Raw genomic sequence first — 15,547 nt, 5'->3', positions numbered from 1 at the left:
TTATATATTGCGAGGAGGCTCTCCTCGCTTATTGACTGTACTTAAATAATTAATTAGTGAATCACAAAGCTGTGTAAATGAGCGGCATGTGTGTGCATGCTCAATTGCACCAAGAGAAAGAGAGGCATAAACCTCAGGTGCGCGGTATAACGCAATAATAGAGTCGGCAATTTGTTGTGGAGATAACATTTTAGGTTCTAATAGCGTATCGTTAGTTGGTGAGTAAATAAGCGGTGAAAATGCAGTAGATGCTTGAGTGAGTGTTTTATATTCATTTACAGATAATGTAGGCTCAAGACAATAACCTGATTTTTGATGTTGTACGGCTTCAGGAAGCCCATCAACGAAGCTTGTAATGACAGGTATTCCAAATGCTTGTGCCTCTAAGCAAGATAGAGAGAAACTTTCATGCATAGAAGGGCAAATATAAAGGTCAATCTTCTCATAAAAGCTCGACATATTCTCAATATGTCCTAAAAAGATAACATGCTCAGTAATATCCAGTGAGTGCGCTGTTGCTTTTAGGTAATGCTCTTCAGGCCCATTTCCTGCAATAAAGCACTCACAAGCGATACCTTGTTTTTTTAAAATGCTCACTACATACAAAAGTAATCCAATACATTTTAATGGAACAAGACGGCCAGCAGTGCCAAAGCGAATAGGTTGTTGTTGACGCTGTTTAACTACAACAGATGTAGTCGGAGCATGTTGTAAAACCAGTGCATTTTTTTCAATGCTAATAGGAAGGTGAATTAAATGGTATTTAAGCTCTAAGATTCTTTTAGCAGCAAAAGAGACTGCAATACAGGCATCTACATGTTGGAAAAACTGTTGAGGAATATGTGTTGCTTGACGATACCAAGCCATACCGTGCTCATAATAAACTACTGGGCAACGTAATATTTTACTCACATATTTTGGTGGCATAGACCACTCAATGAACTGATTCCAGATCAATATAATGTCAGGCTGCTGTTTTTTTATGAGTCGTAAGCGATTCCATGCCCTAAATATTTTAGGCCGATTTGGTAAACTCACCCTACCATAAAATTTTATACCCTGTTTATTCTTAAGATTGATTGTGTGTAATCTTGAAGATAAAGAGGGGGCGATATCGTTGTGATCCATTACAATAGAATGGGTGATATTTTGATGTGATGCAGTATTACGAATAAAATCGCAAAACATGGTTTCAACACCGCCTACTTTACGTAAATCAATTAAATGTAATATGTGCATAATAATATTGATTTAGCTATCTGCGATATGTTGATAAAAATTAACCATTTCCTGCATCATGTAGTCAAAGGTCATAAAACGTTGTGCATATTGATAAGCATTATATTGTAACGCCGCTTTTAGCTCAGGTTGTTCAACAAGGCGCTCAATGGCTTGTGCTAGAGCAATTGCATCTCGTGGAGGGCAGAGCAAACCTGTTTGCTCATGGGTGATCATTTCAGGTAACCCCCCAGTGGTGGTGGCAACAATATTTTTTTGCATAAAGAATGCTTGAGACACTAAACGTGTCTGTGCTTCTGTAGCAACAGAGGCAATAACAACAATATCAGCAAGTGCCAAATAGTTTTCAATATCATTATGATAACCTAAAAATTGGATCTGATTTCCAAGGTAAGGTTGTGCTGCATCGAGTACTTGCTGTTTAAATTCAACCGTTTGTTTAGTTGCTTCACCAACTTGGATACAGGTGATAGGCAGCCCTTTTTCCAACAACAATTTCACTGCATCAATATAATAATTTTGCCCTTTATCAGGCCTAATCATACCAATATTAGCAATAATCAGATGGTCATCTGGAATACCCAATTGGCGACGCAATGCAAAACTGTCAACAGTAGCATGAAAGCGCGCAGGATCAACGCCCGCAGGAGCAACCAGTGTTTTCCCTTGATTGGGAATGCTGCATGCCTCTAGCATATCCTGAATTTTTTTTGCTGTTGTGATAATACCGTGATTACCATATTTCCAGATAATACCGTGCATACCGGTAGTTTTAATAGGGTCAGTCACATGGCGTGAACGGATCACAGTAATTCGGGTGAGTGCTTTTACTAATGCACCATAAACACTGTCGCGGCTGCCATGGCAATCGAGGATCTGAATATGATGTTGTTTTAAAAAATGCAATAAATTTTGTAACGTAGCCGGATGCACCGATCCCCGAACACGCAGTTCAAATACCGGTAGTTGTTTTTCGCGAGCCTTTTCAATAATGGCAGCACCGGGGCGAGCAATAATCCATGTCGGATGGCCATGCAGGTTTAGCCACTCAGTTTGTTCAACAATCCGTAGTTCTTGACCACCCCAATCCATTGAGGTTTCAAAATGTGCGATGTTCATTTTATTTCCTACGACTTGTTATTTGCGAAAGACTGAGCGCAAGCGGCATCCAAAAGATAAACCAAGGTGCATCAGGGCTCATAATTAAAAACTTCCACTGACTGCTAATATGAAGCAGTGCAAATGAGAATAGAGCCAAAGCTAAAGAGTCTTGAGTATAGTTTTTAATACTATTAAATAAAATAAACCCACACATAGACAGAAAAAGAAGTAACCCTATCAGACCACCAGTAAAAAATGATCCAAAATATACACTGTGTGTTGTTGTGAAAAAAATACCACTTGGTGAGGGATAGTTTAATGGAGTTAAAATACCATGCCCAATAATAGGTGATGAAAATGCACGATTTAATGCAAATTTCCATATAGCACCACGAAAACCTTCAGTACCATTAATTTCGGTATTAATAGCAAGAAATCGTGAAATAAGTGTAGATAAATTAATAATATTAGCCGTGTGAACAATGATAGCTAATGTCATCAGACACAGTATGAATTTTCCTGCGTTTTTTAAATTGTTTTTTCTAATTAAAAATAGGCTGCAAATGGCTGTGTATAATATAGGCCCTCTGCTTTGTGTGAGTAAGCAGGCAGCAAGATTAATCAATGCAATGAATATGTAAGTTAAAAATGATGATTTACTTTTACTTTGTAACAGTAAATAAGTACTGACTAAAAAACCAATACTACAATATCCTGCAAAGTCAATAACGTTCTCAGGGCCATAAGGCGCTGGGAGTCGAATGGTTGAAAGCTGTGAGAAATGAGAGATAGAAAATAGAGCGACTAAGCTACTGATTGTTGATGCAATAAGGATAGAGTATAGTAAGAAAATTCTATTTTTATGGTATAAAGTATGTAAAATGAGAATAAATATCAATATACATATAGAATACCGCATATACTTCATGAAGTCATACGAATATGCGGACCATAATAGCGTAATAGTAAAGTATAATAATGTGATTGCTATGAGTATACTTTCTTTCGAAAAAAGCGTTTTTTTAAGGTCTACTTTTGAAAAAACAAAAAAAATAGCACTTATATAAAACATAGCGTTAATGGCCGGATAATTACAGAATGTAAAGCTAAATATAATAAAGGCAGACATGAATCCGGCTGACCATGTCAAAATTGAGGGGGATTTTTTTATAAGCATTTTACTTAACCTTATGCTTTTTTATTATGTCATTTGGAATGGCACTATCAATTGATAAATTTAATGTGATGATATTTTTTTCTTTCATAATGCATGATGCTAATTTAAATGAAGGGATTATCTTATGGTGTAAATTTTCACCAAGAGTTGTTGGTTGTTTAGATTCTTTTGTTTCATAAAATCTGGGTTGATGAAAATTATTCATATCTAATCCAGCAAATGTTATTTTTTTTGCCCCCATAAAATAGGCGATTTGCATTGCCCAGTAAGCAACAGTGCCACCATCAACAATACCTTTTCGAATATCAAGCGAAAATCCACATTCACCATCAACTTTTATATAGTCATTCAGTTTGTTAGCAAGTAATGCAAGGTTTGTTTTTTTTTGGTAGACTTTTTCTGTAATATCTTCAATGATAATTAATTTACACTTTATTTGTGTGTTGATGTTTTCTTTTATTCGCCAAAAACATATTACAGTTGTTATGAGAATAAGATCTTTATTTTGGATGGCTTTTTCTACTATCTCTTTTTTTTTGATAATAAAATCTTGATCGACAATAACATAATGCGTTAATTTTATTCGATCAGATAATAAATATGCACCATTAACAGCAATGATAGCATCATATCTATTTTCATCAAAGTGTGTTTTTTTTATCGAAGGGCCAGTTGCTACAATAAGTACACTATTAGCACAATTTTTTATTGAAGTTACACTTTGCAGTGTAACTATTTGGCCTTGATAGGTAAGTGTTGAAATTTCACCCGATTTTTCTCTGGTGATTGTAAGTGCTGGCCAATAATTTTCATTATGGCGATAAGCTCTGGATCTGGTATATCGGTATAACTGTTTTAACAACCCCATGTTATCTAGATAACCTATTTGTATAGATGTCGTCAGGATTAATATCATCTAGTTTACATGTGGGTGATAATATTGCAATCTGCCCTTGCCCATATCCCCCAATTAACCCCGGATCCGTTGGCCCGTATAGCGTAATATTGGGCTTATCCAGTGCTGCGGCTAAATGGCTCAGGCCTGTATCGACAGAGATAACCGTTTTTGCTCCAGCCAGTACACTGGCAACTTCCGCTAATGATAATTTCGGCAGAATATCGACATGCTCAAACCCAGCCGCTAATCGTTGTGCGCGGGCGTATTCATGCGGTGCACCCCACGGTAACTTAATGCGTAATGCACTATTTTCACCCACCCGCGTAATCAACTCACGCCAATGGTTTTCTGGCCAATGTTTTTCATCGCGCGTTGTGGCATGCAAAAATACCAGATATTGACCAGCATCAGCCGGTAAATTGGCTGTAAAGTGGCGAGCAATGGCGTAATCACCTTGAGTATCGGGCACTGAATAACCCAAACTTTGTGCAAACAGTTGGCGAGTACGCTCTACCGCATGCTGGTGAGTCGCCACAAAATGGCGTTGATCATAAAACAAGCTGGCCAGAGGTTCACGGGCACAATGGCGATCAAACCCGTGCTTTATCCCTTTCGCAAGGCGGGTTATTAATGCTGCACTTTTGATGAGCCCTTGTGCATCAATGATTGCATCATAGCGATTTGCCTGTAATTGCTGTGTAAATGCACGCCATTCGCGGTGGGTTTGTGCGCTAAAGACCTGCTTGCGCCAGCGGCGGATGGCTACAGGGATCACGCAGTCAACAGCAAAATGCCAGCTTGGGATCTGAGCAAACCCCTCTTCGACAACCCAATCAAACACAATGCCGGGTATGGCGTTGGCTGCATCGGTTAAGGCGGGAAGAGCATGAATCACATCGCCCATTGAGGAGGTTTTGACAACTAAAACACGCATTACTCAATATCCTCTGGTAATAGCTCACGCAGAGCATTGAGTACGGTCGTCGGTTGAATATCAATCAGACTTTGGTGATAACCTTGCGCTGCATCGCCCTTACGGACTTTATGGTAGCCGCTAATAAGGCGCAAAACCTTCGCTGTATCAGATAAAGGCGGCGTAAAATCAGGGCTGCTTGGCCCGTAAAGCGCAACTAAAGGCCGTTGTAGAGCCGCAGCAATATGCATGAGCCCTGAGTCATTGCTGACAATGGCATGGCAATCGGCAATCAGTGCCACTGCTTGTTCTAAGTCAGTATTACCGGCTAAATTAATGCAGTAAGCCTTCAGATTATCTGGTAACTGTTGGCGGATTTGCTCACCAACATCGGCATCTTTTGCCGAACCAAATAAACGAATTTGATAGCCTTGCTCAATTAACTGTTGGGCTAGTGCTGCGTAGTGATAATGTGGCCAACGTTTTGCGGGGCCAAATTCTGCACCAGGGCAAAAACCGATTGCTTTGCGATCATCATTAAGATCAAATGCGGCACAAGTATTGGCTATCTCGGTATCTTCAACGTGCAACTGTGGCCACAATAGTGGCGATGGCAACTGCTCGGCTGATTGCACAGTGCCTTGTGGATAAGCCAATGCAGTATACCGCTGTACCATCAGTGGAAAAGCCGGTTTATTTAATACCCGCAAATCAGTCAGTAAACCATAGCGCATCTCACCACGCCAACCTGTGCGTCGCGGAATATCAGCAAAATAGGGGATCAATGCTGATTTAAACGAGTTAGGGAGGATAATAGCCTGATCATAGTCTTCCGGTTGCAGCAGTTTACCCAACGCACGGCGCTCACCAAGCGCAAACGCACCGTGGCCTAACGGCATTGGAATAGCTTGATTGACCTCTGGCATCATTGTGAGCAGAGGGCGACACCATGCTGGCGCCATCACATCAATAGTGCAATCAGGGTGTATGGCTTTTAGCGTGCGGTATAAGCTGTGTGACATCATCATGTCACCGACCCAAGAAGGGCCTATTACCAGGATTTTCATGCGTCCTCAAAAGATAAAACGAGCAACATGATGTTACTCGTTCAGAGTATATACAGTAATTATCACGATGCTCACGCTTTAGTGTCGCCGTGTTATTTTCTGCTTCTTATTACTGATTTAACCACACCATATATTCCGCAACCCCTTCGGCTACAGTTTTAAAGGGGGCGGTATAACCAGCAGCACGCACTTTGGTTAAATCTGCTTGCGTAAATGCTTGATAACGGCCTTTTAAATGCTCAGGGAAGGGGATGTACTCTACGTGGCCTTGCTGATGGTGTGCAATAACGGCATCGGCAACCACCTGAAATGACTCTGCGCGGCCTGTGCCACAGTTAAAGATACCGGAAACACCGCTCTCTAAAAACCACAAATTCATGGCTGATACATCACCGACATAGACAAAATCACGTTGGAACTGTTCGCTACCGGCAAATAATTTTGGGTTTTCACCTTTATTAATTTGGGTATTGAGGTGAAATGCCACACTCGCCATGCTGCCTTTATGGCCTTCACGTGGGCCATACACATTAAAATAGCGGAAACCGGTGATCTGTGACAAGGTTTCGCCATGTGCTTTGGCATCTTGCCATAAACGGCGGACATAATTATCAAACAACTGCTTTGAATAACCGTAAACGTTCAGTGCCCCTTCGTATTCACGCTCTTCAATAAAATCGTGATCGCGGCCACCGTAAGTAGCGGCAGAAGAGGCATACAGGAATGGAATCTCACGCTCTAAACAAAAATGCAGCAGCTCTTTAGAGTACTCATAGTTGTTTAGCATAACGTACTTGCCATCCCACTCAGTGGTAGCAGAACATGCGCCTTCATGGAATACCGCTTCAATATCACCGAAATCATCACCCGCCATAATTTGGGCAATAAAATCTTCTTTATCCATATAATCGGCGATATCAAGATCAACGAGATTGACGAATTTCGTGCCATCTTTCAAGTTATCGACCACCAGAATATCGGTGCGTCCGCTATCATTGAGCGCCTTGATGATGTTACTGCCGATCATGCCGGCACCGCCTGTGACGATAATCATGGATCGAATACCTCTTTATAACCTGATAGATAATGCTGTAGACAGCTTGCTCGGTCAGCACAGTCAGCTATGATGAGCGCAAGCAAAGCTGTATAAAGGAGTGCTGAACAGATGAAAACCCGTGATCGTATCATTCAAGCCAGCGTCGAGCTGTTTAATGAACACGGTGAGCGTAATGTCACTACTAACCATATAGCGGCTCATCTGGGGATCAGCCCCGGTAACTTGTATTATCATTTTCGCAATAAAGAAGACATTATACACGCCATTTTAAGCGAGTATGCAGCACATTTGGCACTCGCATTTCAACCGAAACAAGCCTCTGATTTTAGTCTTGATGTTTTGATGGGGTATCTTGATGCCATATTTTACACCATGTGGCGCTACCGTTTCTTCTATGCGAATTTGGCTGATTTACTTAATCGTGACAATCGGTTACAGCAACAGTACCTTACAGCGCAGGCTGATCTTGATCAAAAGCTGATTGCTATCATGGAGAGTATGCAAGCAAACCAGTTATTAGAGATGCCTGCGGACGCACTGCCCGAATTTGTGCACACAATGAAACTCATTGTTACGTGTTGGATCCCTTATCAGAGCGCACAAGCACCCGGTAGCCAGATTACACGTCAGGTGGTGTATCAAGGGGTGCTCAGTATGCTCAATTTAATGCGCCCAATGATGACACTGCAGGGAAAAGAGCATATTGCTCGTTTAATTGAACACTACCATGTGCAATTAGCGCGTGAGCTAAAATCGTAGCGCACTCTTGTTGTTTGTCTTTTGAGTACAGTGCATATATTAAGGCGCTGCTTATTGATATCAACTTCTCTGAATAAAAGTAGGCTATTAGCCTGCTTTACCCTTTTTTAACCGATTCTGCTGCACAAGCTCTCAATTCTGGTGTCAAACACTCTGAAAATGGCCGATTCTCAGTAACATAAGCAGCAACTTTGCTGACTGTTACAGCCATGACCTCATAAGGGAGAGATGCCACAATGTCTGCCAATTTTTATCAACAAATTCGCGATCAAATTACACAAACCCGTGATGACGGGTTGTACAAAGAAGAGCGCATCATCACCACTGCACAGCAGGCCGATATTGCCGTTGCCGATGGCCGTGAAGTCGTCAATTTTTGTGCTAATAACTATCTAGGATTAGCCAACCACCCAGCACTGATAGCGGCAGCTAAAGCCGGTATGGATAGCCATGGCTTTGGCATGGCCTCAGTGCGTTTTATCTGCGGTACGCAAGACAGCCACAAACAGCTTGAAGCACGTTTAGCCCACTTTTTGGGGATGGAAGACAGCATCTTGTACTCCTCTTGCTTTGATGCAAACGGTGGCCTGTTTGAAACCCTGCTGGGCAGTGAAGATGCGATTATTTCCGATGCGCTGAACCACGCCTCGATTATTGATGGTGTGCGCCTATCCAAAGCAAAACGCTACCGGTATGCCAACAACAATATGGCCGACCTTGAAGCACAACTGCAACAGGCCAGAGCCGATGGCGCACGCCATATCATGATTGCTACCGATGGCGTTTTTTCGATGGATGGCGTGATTGCCGATCTGAAGTCAGTCTGCGATCTGGCTGACTGCTATAACGCGCTGGTGATGGTGGATGACTCACATGCGGTGGGCTTTGTGGGGGCAAACGGGCGCGGTACGCACGAGTATTGCGAAGTCATGTCGCGCGTTGACATTATTACCGGCACGCTAGGTAAAGCGTTGGGTGGTGCTTCGGGTGGTTATACCGCAGGGAAAAAAGAGGTCATTGAGTGGCTGCGCCAGCGTTCACGCCCTTATCTGTTCTCAAACTCACTGGCGCCGGCGATAGTCTCCGCGTCGATGGCCGTACTCGATCTGCTCGAAGAGGGCGCAGCCCTGCGCGCGCGCCTGTGGGAGAATGCCAACTATTTCCGTCAGCAGATGAGTGCAGCTGGTTTTACACTGGGTGGCGCAGATCACGCGATTATTCCCGTCATGATTGGTGATGCCAAGCAAGCCGCTGATTTTGCTGATGCGCTGCTGGCTGAAGGTATCTACGTGATTGGTTTCTCCTTCCCAGTTGTACCTAAAGGGCAGGCGCGTATCCGTACTCAGATCTCCGCTGCGCACAGCCGCGAGCAGCTTGATCATGCTATTGAAGCCTTTACCCGCGTAGGTAAACAGCTTGGCATTATCTGATGTTAACTACATCTGATGTGAACTACTGCGCTCAACGTCGTCTATTGTGCCGCAAGCCATCACGTTGGGCTCTGACAAAATCATGGGGATCACCGCAATGAAAGCACTGGCTAAACTCAAATCGGAAGTCGGCATCTGGATGACCGATGTGCCACAGCCCCCGATGGGCCACAATGATCTGCTGATTAAAATCCGCAAAACCGCGATTTGTGGTACAGACGTGCATATTTATAACTGGGATGACTGGTCACAGCGTACGATCCCCGTGCCGATGGTCGTCGGTCATGAGTATGTTGGTGAAGTCGTGGCAATGGGACAAGAGGTACGCGGTTTTCAGATAGGTGATCGGGTGTCTGGTGAAGGGCATATCACCTGTGGCCACTGCCGTAACTGCCGTGCGGGTCGTACCCATTTATGCCGCAATACTACCGGTGTCGGTGTTAACCGTGACGGTGCATTTGCTGAATATTTGGTGATCCCTGCATTTAACGCCTTTAAAATTCCCGACAATATCTCTGATGATCTGGCCGCGATTTTTGACCCCTTTGGTAACGCGGTTCATACCGCGCTGTCGTTTGATCTGGTGGGAGAAGATGTGCTGATCACCGGTGCTGGCCCTATCGGGATCATGGCTGCGGCAGTCTGTCGCCATGTAGGTGCACGCCATGTGGTGATCACCGATGTGAATGAGTACCGCTTGTCACTGGCGCGGAAAATGGGCGTGACCCGTGCGGTCAATGTGGCACAAGAGAGCCTGACCGAGGTGATGCAGCAACTGGGTATGACCGAAGGGTTTGATGTGGGGCTAGAGATGTCAGGTGTGCCGAGTGCTTTCCAGAGTATGCTCAGTGCCATGAACCATGGCGGTAAAGTGGCCATGCTGGGTATTCCACCCAGCGATATGGGGATTGACTGGACACAGGTGATCTTCAAAGGGTTGTTTATCAAAGGCATTTATGGCCGTGAGATGTTTGAAACCTGGTATAAAATGGCCGCGCTGCTGCAATCGGGTCTCGATCTTAGCCCTATCATTACGCACCGTTATGCGATTGATGATTTTCAGCAGGGGTTTGATGCCATGCGTTCAGGCCAGTCGGGTAAAGTGGTGTTGAGCTGGGATTAATTGCTCAGGCGTACAGTGCCGGCTTGTTGGCTTTGGTATACAAAGCAGGTGTTCTAGCCTCACTGAGATCCTCTAAAACGCTGCATTTAAACAGTTGCATTTAAAGAATAGGGATAACAAAAAAGCCTAACTGCACAAGCATGTTAGGCTTTTTTATCGGGATCACTTTTTATCGAGATGACTTTTTACCAAGATTAATATTCCCAGCTGTCAGGGTCGATTCCCATCTGGCGCATAATCTCTTTTGCCTCAACCGGGATCTCATCGTGGCGCTCTTTGCCCAGATCATCATCGGTTGGCAGCGGCTGACCGGTAAAAGCGTGCAAAAAGGCTTCACATAGCAGCTCGCTGTTGGTGGCATGACGCAAGTTATTCACTTGGCGACGAGTACGTTCATCAGTCAGAATTTTAAGCACTTTCAGCGGGATAGAGACAGTGATCTTCTTCACTTGCTCACTTTTTTTACCATGTTCCGCATAAGGGCTGATGTATTCGCCATTCCACTTTGCCATAAAACACCTTGCAACGCGTCATCATCACACTGTGTGATGTTCCGTAATCAGATAAAGAAATAAGAATAAGAGTACAATTCTAGCGGTTAATCTGAGAGCTGACAATCTAAACGCAAAGATGCTTAGACATCTAGATGTATTGACGGCTAATGCAAAATGTCGTTACTCTATTTCCTGTACGTGTAACAACGCAAAGCCAGTGAAAAGCAAAGTAGTATAGAAAATCAGCATGCCGTAAAACCAACGTACATCGCCAACATTAAACAACACACCATGATGAGCCACCATAGGCTGTCATCCCCAATACTATCGCTAGGGAAAGCAAGTGTATGACATATAAGCAGGCAACCTCAGCCATTCGCAGTGGCCTGAATAATGATGACCAATTTGGCTGCGTTGTTCCCCCTATTCATCTCTCATCTACTTACAACTTTACCGAATTTAACCAGCCGCGGGTACACGATTATTCGCGTCGTGGTAATCCGAGCCGTGATGTGGTGCAGCAAGCATTGGCTGAACTAGAAGGCGGTGCGGGTGCGGTGATGACAGCCAGCGGCATGGCGGCTATTCATCTGGTCTGTACCGTTTTCCTGCAAGCCGGAGATTTGCTGGTCGCCCCACACGACTGCTACGGTGGCAGTTACCGTTTATTTGATAGTCTGAGTAAACGTGGTGCATATCGGGTGATCTTTGTTGATCAATCTGATCCGCAGGCACTGGCGGCAGCATTGGCCGAACAGCCCAAACTGGTGTTAATTGAAACGCCAAATAACCCGCTGCTCAGAGTGGTTGATATTGCCGCTATCACCAAGCAGGCTCATCAAGTTGGCGCGAAAGTGGTGGTCGATAACACCTTTTTGACACCACTGCTGCAACAACCGCTGGCGTTGGGCGCAGATCTGGTGGTGCACTCGTGCACTAAATACCTCAATGGCCACTCCGATGTGGTGGCCGGTTGCGTAATTGCCGCTGATCCCGCATTGGTGACTGAGCTGGCATGGTGGGGCAATAATATCGGGGTTACCGGTTCGGCATTTGACAGTTATCTGCTGCTGCGCGGCTTACGAACGCTTGGCCCACGCATGCGACAGCATCAGGAAAATGCATTGGCGATTATCGATTATCTGCGTCAACAACCCTTAGTCGGGAAACTGTATCACCCTTCATTGCCCAATCATGCCGGCCATGCGATTGCTTGCCGGCAACAAAAAGGCTTTGGGGCGATGATAAGCTTTGAACTGAACACCGATGTAGCCGAATTTGTGGCACAATTGCGGCTGTTTACACTGGCAGAATCGCTCGGTGGTGTAGAGAGCCTGATTTCACATGCTGCGACCATGACACATGCAGGAATGACTGCTGCAGCGCGTGCCACTGCGGGCATTAGTGAGAATTTACTGCGGATCTCTGTCGGTATTGAAGATGTAGAAGATTTAATTGCTGATCTGGAGCAAGCCTTCCAGACAGTTGCGAAGAGGTAACTTGATGAGCGTACAAAGCGGAGCCAAGATCCGTCAATTGCATAAATTTGGCGGCAGCAGTCTGGCCGACCCAAGCTGTTATCAGCGGGTTGCCAAGATCATGGCCGAGCACAGCCAGCCTGATGATTTGATGGTTGTTTCTGCTGCGGGCAGTACAACCAACCAGCTGATTGCGTGGCTCAAATTGGCCTATACCGATCCTCTGGCGGCTCATCAGGCACAGCAAGTGCTGCGCCGCTATCAACTGGGCTTGATTGATTCATTGCTCAGTCCAGACGTTGCTACAGAATTAAGTGCGCTATTTTTGGCTGATATCGAGCGTTTAGCATGCTTGATGCAGTCAGATCACAGTGATGCTTTATATGCCGAAGTCGTCGGGCATGGCGAGATTTGGTCAGCCCGTTTGATGGCCGCTTATTTGCGTCATCAAGATATACCGGCTGTGTGGCTAGATGCCCGTCAGTTTTTGCGTGCCGAGCGCGCGGCCCAGCCACAGGTTGACGAGGGCCGCTCATGGCCGCTCTTACAAACCCTGTTGGCACAACATCCTAATCAGCGAATCGTTGTCACCGGATTTATCTGCCGCAATGACAGCGGTGAAACTGTATTGTTGGGGCGTAACGGCTCTGATTACTCTGCTACCCAAATTGGGGCGTTGGCCGGTGTTCAGCGGGTGACGATTTGGAGTGATGTTGCTGGTGTCTACAGTGCCGACCCACGTAAAGTCAGCGATGCCTGCCTACTGCCGTTATTACGGTTAGATGAAGCGAGCGAGCTGGCTCGTCTGGCAGCACCGGTACTGCATGCCCGTACTTTGCAACCGGTCTCCGGCAGTGAGTTAGATCTGCAATTGCGCTGTAGCTATCAGCCTGATCAAGGTTCAACCAAAATCGAGCGGGTGCTGGCCAGTGGCACCGGTGCCAAAATTGTCACCGGACACGATGATGTTTGCTTGATAGAGCTGAGCGTAGCACAGGCTGATCGTTTTGATACCGTACGTGAAGAAGCACTGCGCTTGCTTAACCGCGCACATGTTAAACCGATTGCCAGCTTTGCCCATCTTGATCGCCATTTGCTGCAACTGTGCTATACCGCCGAAGTGGTCAACAGCGCATTTCAACTGCTGCAAGAGGCCACGTTACCGGCGGAATTACGGTTGCGTGAAGGGCTGGCAATGGTAGCACTGGTTGGTGCGGGAGTATGTAACAACCCGCTGCACAGCCACCGTTTTTACCAGCAGATTAAAGATCAGCCGGTCGAGTTTGTCTGCCCGTCGGAAGAGGGCATTAGCCTGATGGCAGTATTGCGTCATGGCCCGACTGTCCATCTGATTCAGGGGTTACACCGCAGCCTGTTTCAGGCCCACAAGCGGGTGGGGCTAGTGCTGTTTGGCAAAGGCAATATCGGCTCACGCTGGCTGGAGTTATTTGCGCGTGAGCAGCGCAGTTTCTCAGCGCGCACAGGGCTTGATTTTGTGCTGGCCGGCGTGGTTGATAGCCGCCACAGTTGGCTTGATTATCAGGGGCTAGATGCCAGCCGCGCACTGGCTTTCTTCCATGATGAAGCTTCAGAGCACAACGAGCAACAACTGGCTACATGGATGAGTCAGCACCCCTTTGATGATCTGGTAGTGCTTGATGTGACCGCCAGTGCTCAGGTTGCCCAGCAATATTTACGCTTTGCTGAACACGGCTTTCATGTGATCAGCGCCAACAAACTGGCCGGTGCTGCCAGCGCCATACAATACCGTACCATCCGCGATGCATTCCAAAAGACCGGTCGCCACTGGTTGTATAACGCCACGGTTGGGGCAGGTTTGCCAATTAACCATACCGTACGCGATCTGCGTGAAAGTGGTGACAGTATATTGGCAATCAGCGGGATTTTCTCAGGCACATTGTCATGGCTGTTTTTGCAGTACGATGGCAGCCAGCCATTTACTGCCTTAGTTGAGCAAGCATGGCAACAAGGGCTCACTGAGCCTGATCCACGCGATGATCTCTCAGGGCAAGATGTCATGCGCAAACTGGTGATTTTGGCGCGTGAAGCAGGCTACGATATTGAACCTGAACAGGTGCGGGTTGAGTCATTAGTGCCAAGTTCGCTTGAGCAGGTTTCACTTGATCACTTCTTTGAGCAGAACCTTAAGCTCAATGAGTCAATGGCGCAGCGTATTGCCGCTGCACAAGAGGCCGGTTTAGTGCTGCGTTATGTTGCTCGCTTTGAGGGCAATGGCAAAGCACGGGTGGGTATTGAAGCTCTGCGCCCTGACCATGCACTGGCCTTTTTACTGCCGTGCGACAATATTTTTGCGATAGAGAGCCGCTGGTATCGTGATAATCCGCTGGTGATCCGTGGGCCAGGTGCTGGGCGTGATGTTACTGCAGGCGCTATTCAGTCAGATCTGAATCGTCTTGCTCAGTTGTTATAATGGGGTTATCGCTGATAGCGAGTTGCAATTAGCCGCTCTTGTTTGGCAGGTTAGTCTCAATAAAAAAAACCAGAACGTCAGTTCTGGTTTTTTTATGCCGAAAAAGTGATAAAAATGATCATTGACAGTCAGCCCGAGTTACGTCATCTTAACATTCATTATCTGCATCTAGACGTCTAAACGTATGGATGTCAAAAGTGGATGCAGTATAGGATGCTGTATAGATTGAGACTGACAACGGCTCGGGCAGGGAGTTAGACGGTAATACAACACCGCCCAAGCAAAGGAATGATGAACAGGCTGGATACCGCAGCACAAGCGCCACTAAACCGAATGCGCGTTGCTGTGCTCCATCGGGC

Annotated in this window: 13 protein-coding genes; 5 read left to right on the top strand and 8 right to left on the bottom strand. The window is 45.6% G+C overall.

All coding sequences use genetic code 11. The annotated features are described in order from the left end of the window. The 7 genes from ACRC53_RS12265 to rfaD form a co-directional block, all read right to left on the bottom strand. Positions 1–1,239 (bottom strand): glycosyltransferase, encoded by a 1,239-nt coding sequence (locus ACRC53_RS12265; RefSeq protein ID WP_438643682.1) that lies wholly within the window; start codon positions 1,237–1,239, stop codon positions 1–3. Positions 1,240–1,251: 12 nt separating this feature from the next. Then, a complete protein-coding gene (locus ACRC53_RS12260) occupies positions 1,252–2,358 on the bottom strand; it encodes a glycosyltransferase family 4 protein (RefSeq protein ID WP_438643681.1) in 1,107 nt (368 codons plus the stop codon). A gap of 1 nt (position 2,359) precedes the next feature. Next, on the bottom strand, positions 2,360–3,517 hold the full coding sequence (locus ACRC53_RS12255) for an O-antigen ligase family protein (protein ID WP_438643680.1): 1,158 nt from the start codon (positions 3,515–3,517) through the stop codon (positions 2,360–2,362). Position 3,518: 1 nt separating this feature from the next. Then, positions 3,519–4,385 carry a sugar glycosyltransferase gene (locus ACRC53_RS12250; protein WP_438643679.1) on the bottom strand — a complete coding sequence of 289 codons (867 nt, stop codon included), beginning with the start codon at positions 4,383–4,385 and terminating at the stop codon, positions 3,519–3,521. Position 4,386: 1 nt separating this feature from the next. Continuing rightward, positions 4,387–5,349 carry a lipopolysaccharide heptosyltransferase RfaC gene (gene rfaC, locus ACRC53_RS12245; protein WP_438643678.1) on the bottom strand — a complete coding sequence of 321 codons (963 nt, stop codon included), beginning with the start codon at positions 5,347–5,349 and terminating at the stop codon, positions 4,387–4,389. Further along, entirely contained in the window at positions 5,349–6,395 is a 1,047-nt protein-coding gene (gene rfaF, locus ACRC53_RS12240) for an ADP-heptose--LPS heptosyltransferase RfaF (protein ID WP_438643677.1), read from the bottom strand. Before rfaF ends, rfaC begins: the two co-directional genes overlap by 1 nt. A gap of 109 nt (positions 6,396–6,504) precedes the next feature. Continuing rightward, positions 6,505–7,449, bottom strand: coding sequence for an ADP-glyceromanno-heptose 6-epimerase (rfaD, locus tag ACRC53_RS12235; RefSeq protein ID WP_438643676.1), 945 nt, complete (start codon positions 7,447–7,449; stop codon positions 6,505–6,507). Positions 7,450–7,560: 111 nt separating this feature from the next. On the opposite strand from rfaD, the gene ACRC53_RS12230 reads away from it, so the two are divergent. The 3 genes from ACRC53_RS12230 to tdh all read left to right on the top strand — a co-directional run bounded on the left by ACRC53_RS12230 (position 7,561) and on the right by tdh (position 10,764). Next, the gene (locus ACRC53_RS12230; RefSeq protein ID WP_438643675.1) at positions 7,561–8,211 is read left to right on the top strand and encodes a TetR/AcrR family transcriptional regulator; all 651 of its coding nucleotides are present in this window, start codon (positions 7,561–7,563) and stop codon (positions 8,209–8,211) included. A gap of 236 nt (positions 8,212–8,447) precedes the next feature. Then, a complete protein-coding gene (locus ACRC53_RS12225) occupies positions 8,448–9,641 on the top strand; it encodes a glycine C-acetyltransferase (RefSeq protein ID WP_438643674.1) in 1,194 nt (397 codons plus the stop codon). A gap of 97 nt (positions 9,642–9,738) precedes the next feature. After that, the gene (gene tdh, locus ACRC53_RS12220) at positions 9,739–10,764 is read left to right on the top strand and encodes an L-threonine 3-dehydrogenase (protein WP_438643769.1); all 1,026 of its coding nucleotides are present in this window, start codon (positions 9,739–9,741) and stop codon (positions 10,762–10,764) included. Between the two features lie 194 nt (positions 10,765–10,958). Here the strand turns inward: tdh and metJ are convergent, their stop codons facing one another. Further along, the gene (gene metJ / locus ACRC53_RS12215; RefSeq protein WP_438622693.1) at positions 10,959–11,276 is read right to left on the bottom strand and encodes a met regulon transcriptional regulator MetJ; all 318 of its coding nucleotides are present in this window, start codon (positions 11,274–11,276) and stop codon (positions 10,959–10,961) included. Positions 11,277–11,605: 329 nt separating this feature from the next. Here metJ and metB point away from each other — a divergent pair, with 329 nt between their 5' ends. Beyond that, complete coding sequence (gene metB / locus ACRC53_RS12210) at positions 11,606–12,757, top strand: cystathionine gamma-synthase (protein ID WP_438643673.1); 1,152 nt, start codon at positions 11,606–11,608, stop codon at positions 12,755–12,757. A gap of 4 nt (positions 12,758–12,761) precedes the next feature. Further along, on the top strand, positions 12,762–15,188 hold the full coding sequence (locus tag ACRC53_RS12205; protein ID WP_438643672.1) for a bifunctional aspartate kinase/homoserine dehydrogenase II: 2,427 nt from the start codon (positions 12,762–12,764) through the stop codon (positions 15,186–15,188). The last annotated feature ends 359 nt before the right edge of the window (positions 15,189–15,547 follow it).

The sequence above is a fragment of the Plesiomonas sp. genome (assembly GCF_051652165.1).
Lineage (GTDB): Bacteria > Pseudomonadota > Gammaproteobacteria > Enterobacterales > CAMTGL01 > Plesiomonas.
This window is presented reverse-complemented; position numbering and strand designations above follow the sequence as displayed.

Excerpts from the sequence above, each read along its gene's own strand:
- ACRC53_RS12265 (WP_438643682.1), bottom strand. The coding sequence starts at position 1,239 with ATGCACATATTACATTTAATTGATTTACGTAAAGTAGGCGGTGTTGAA.
- ACRC53_RS12260 (WP_438643681.1), bottom strand. The coding sequence starts at position 2,358 with ATGAACATCGCACATTTTGAAACCTCAATGGATTGGGGTGGTCAAGAA.
- ACRC53_RS12255 (WP_438643680.1), bottom strand. The coding sequence starts at position 3,517 with ATGCTTATAAAAAAATCCCCCTCAATTTTGACATGGTCAGCCGGATTC.
- ACRC53_RS12250 (WP_438643679.1), bottom strand. The coding sequence starts at position 4,385 with ATGGGGTTGTTAAAACAGTTATACCGATATACCAGATCCAGAGCTTAT.
- rfaC (WP_438643678.1), bottom strand. The coding sequence starts at position 5,349 with ATGCGTGTTTTAGTTGTCAAAACCTCCTCAATGGGCGATGTGATTCAT.
- rfaF (WP_438643677.1), bottom strand. The coding sequence starts at position 6,395 with ATGAAAATCCTGGTAATAGGCCCTTCTTGGGTCGGTGACATGATGATG.
- rfaD (WP_438643676.1), bottom strand. The coding sequence starts at position 7,449 with ATGATTATCGTCACAGGCGGTGCCGGCATGATCGGCAGTAACATCATC.
- ACRC53_RS12230 (WP_438643675.1), top strand. The coding sequence starts at position 7,561 with ATGAAAACCCGTGATCGTATCATTCAAGCCAGCGTCGAGCTGTTTAAT.
- ACRC53_RS12225 (WP_438643674.1), top strand. The coding sequence starts at position 8,448 with ATGTCTGCCAATTTTTATCAACAAATTCGCGATCAAATTACACAAACC.
- tdh (WP_438643769.1), top strand. The coding sequence starts at position 9,739 with ATGAAAGCACTGGCTAAACTCAAATCGGAAGTCGGCATCTGGATGACC.
- metJ (WP_438622693.1), bottom strand. The coding sequence starts at position 11,276 with ATGGCAAAGTGGAATGGCGAATACATCAGCCCTTATGCGGAACATGGT.
- metB (WP_438643673.1), top strand. The coding sequence starts at position 11,606 with ATGACATATAAGCAGGCAACCTCAGCCATTCGCAGTGGCCTGAATAAT.
- ACRC53_RS12205 (WP_438643672.1), top strand. The coding sequence starts at position 12,762 with ATGAGCGTACAAAGCGGAGCCAAGATCCGTCAATTGCATAAATTTGGC.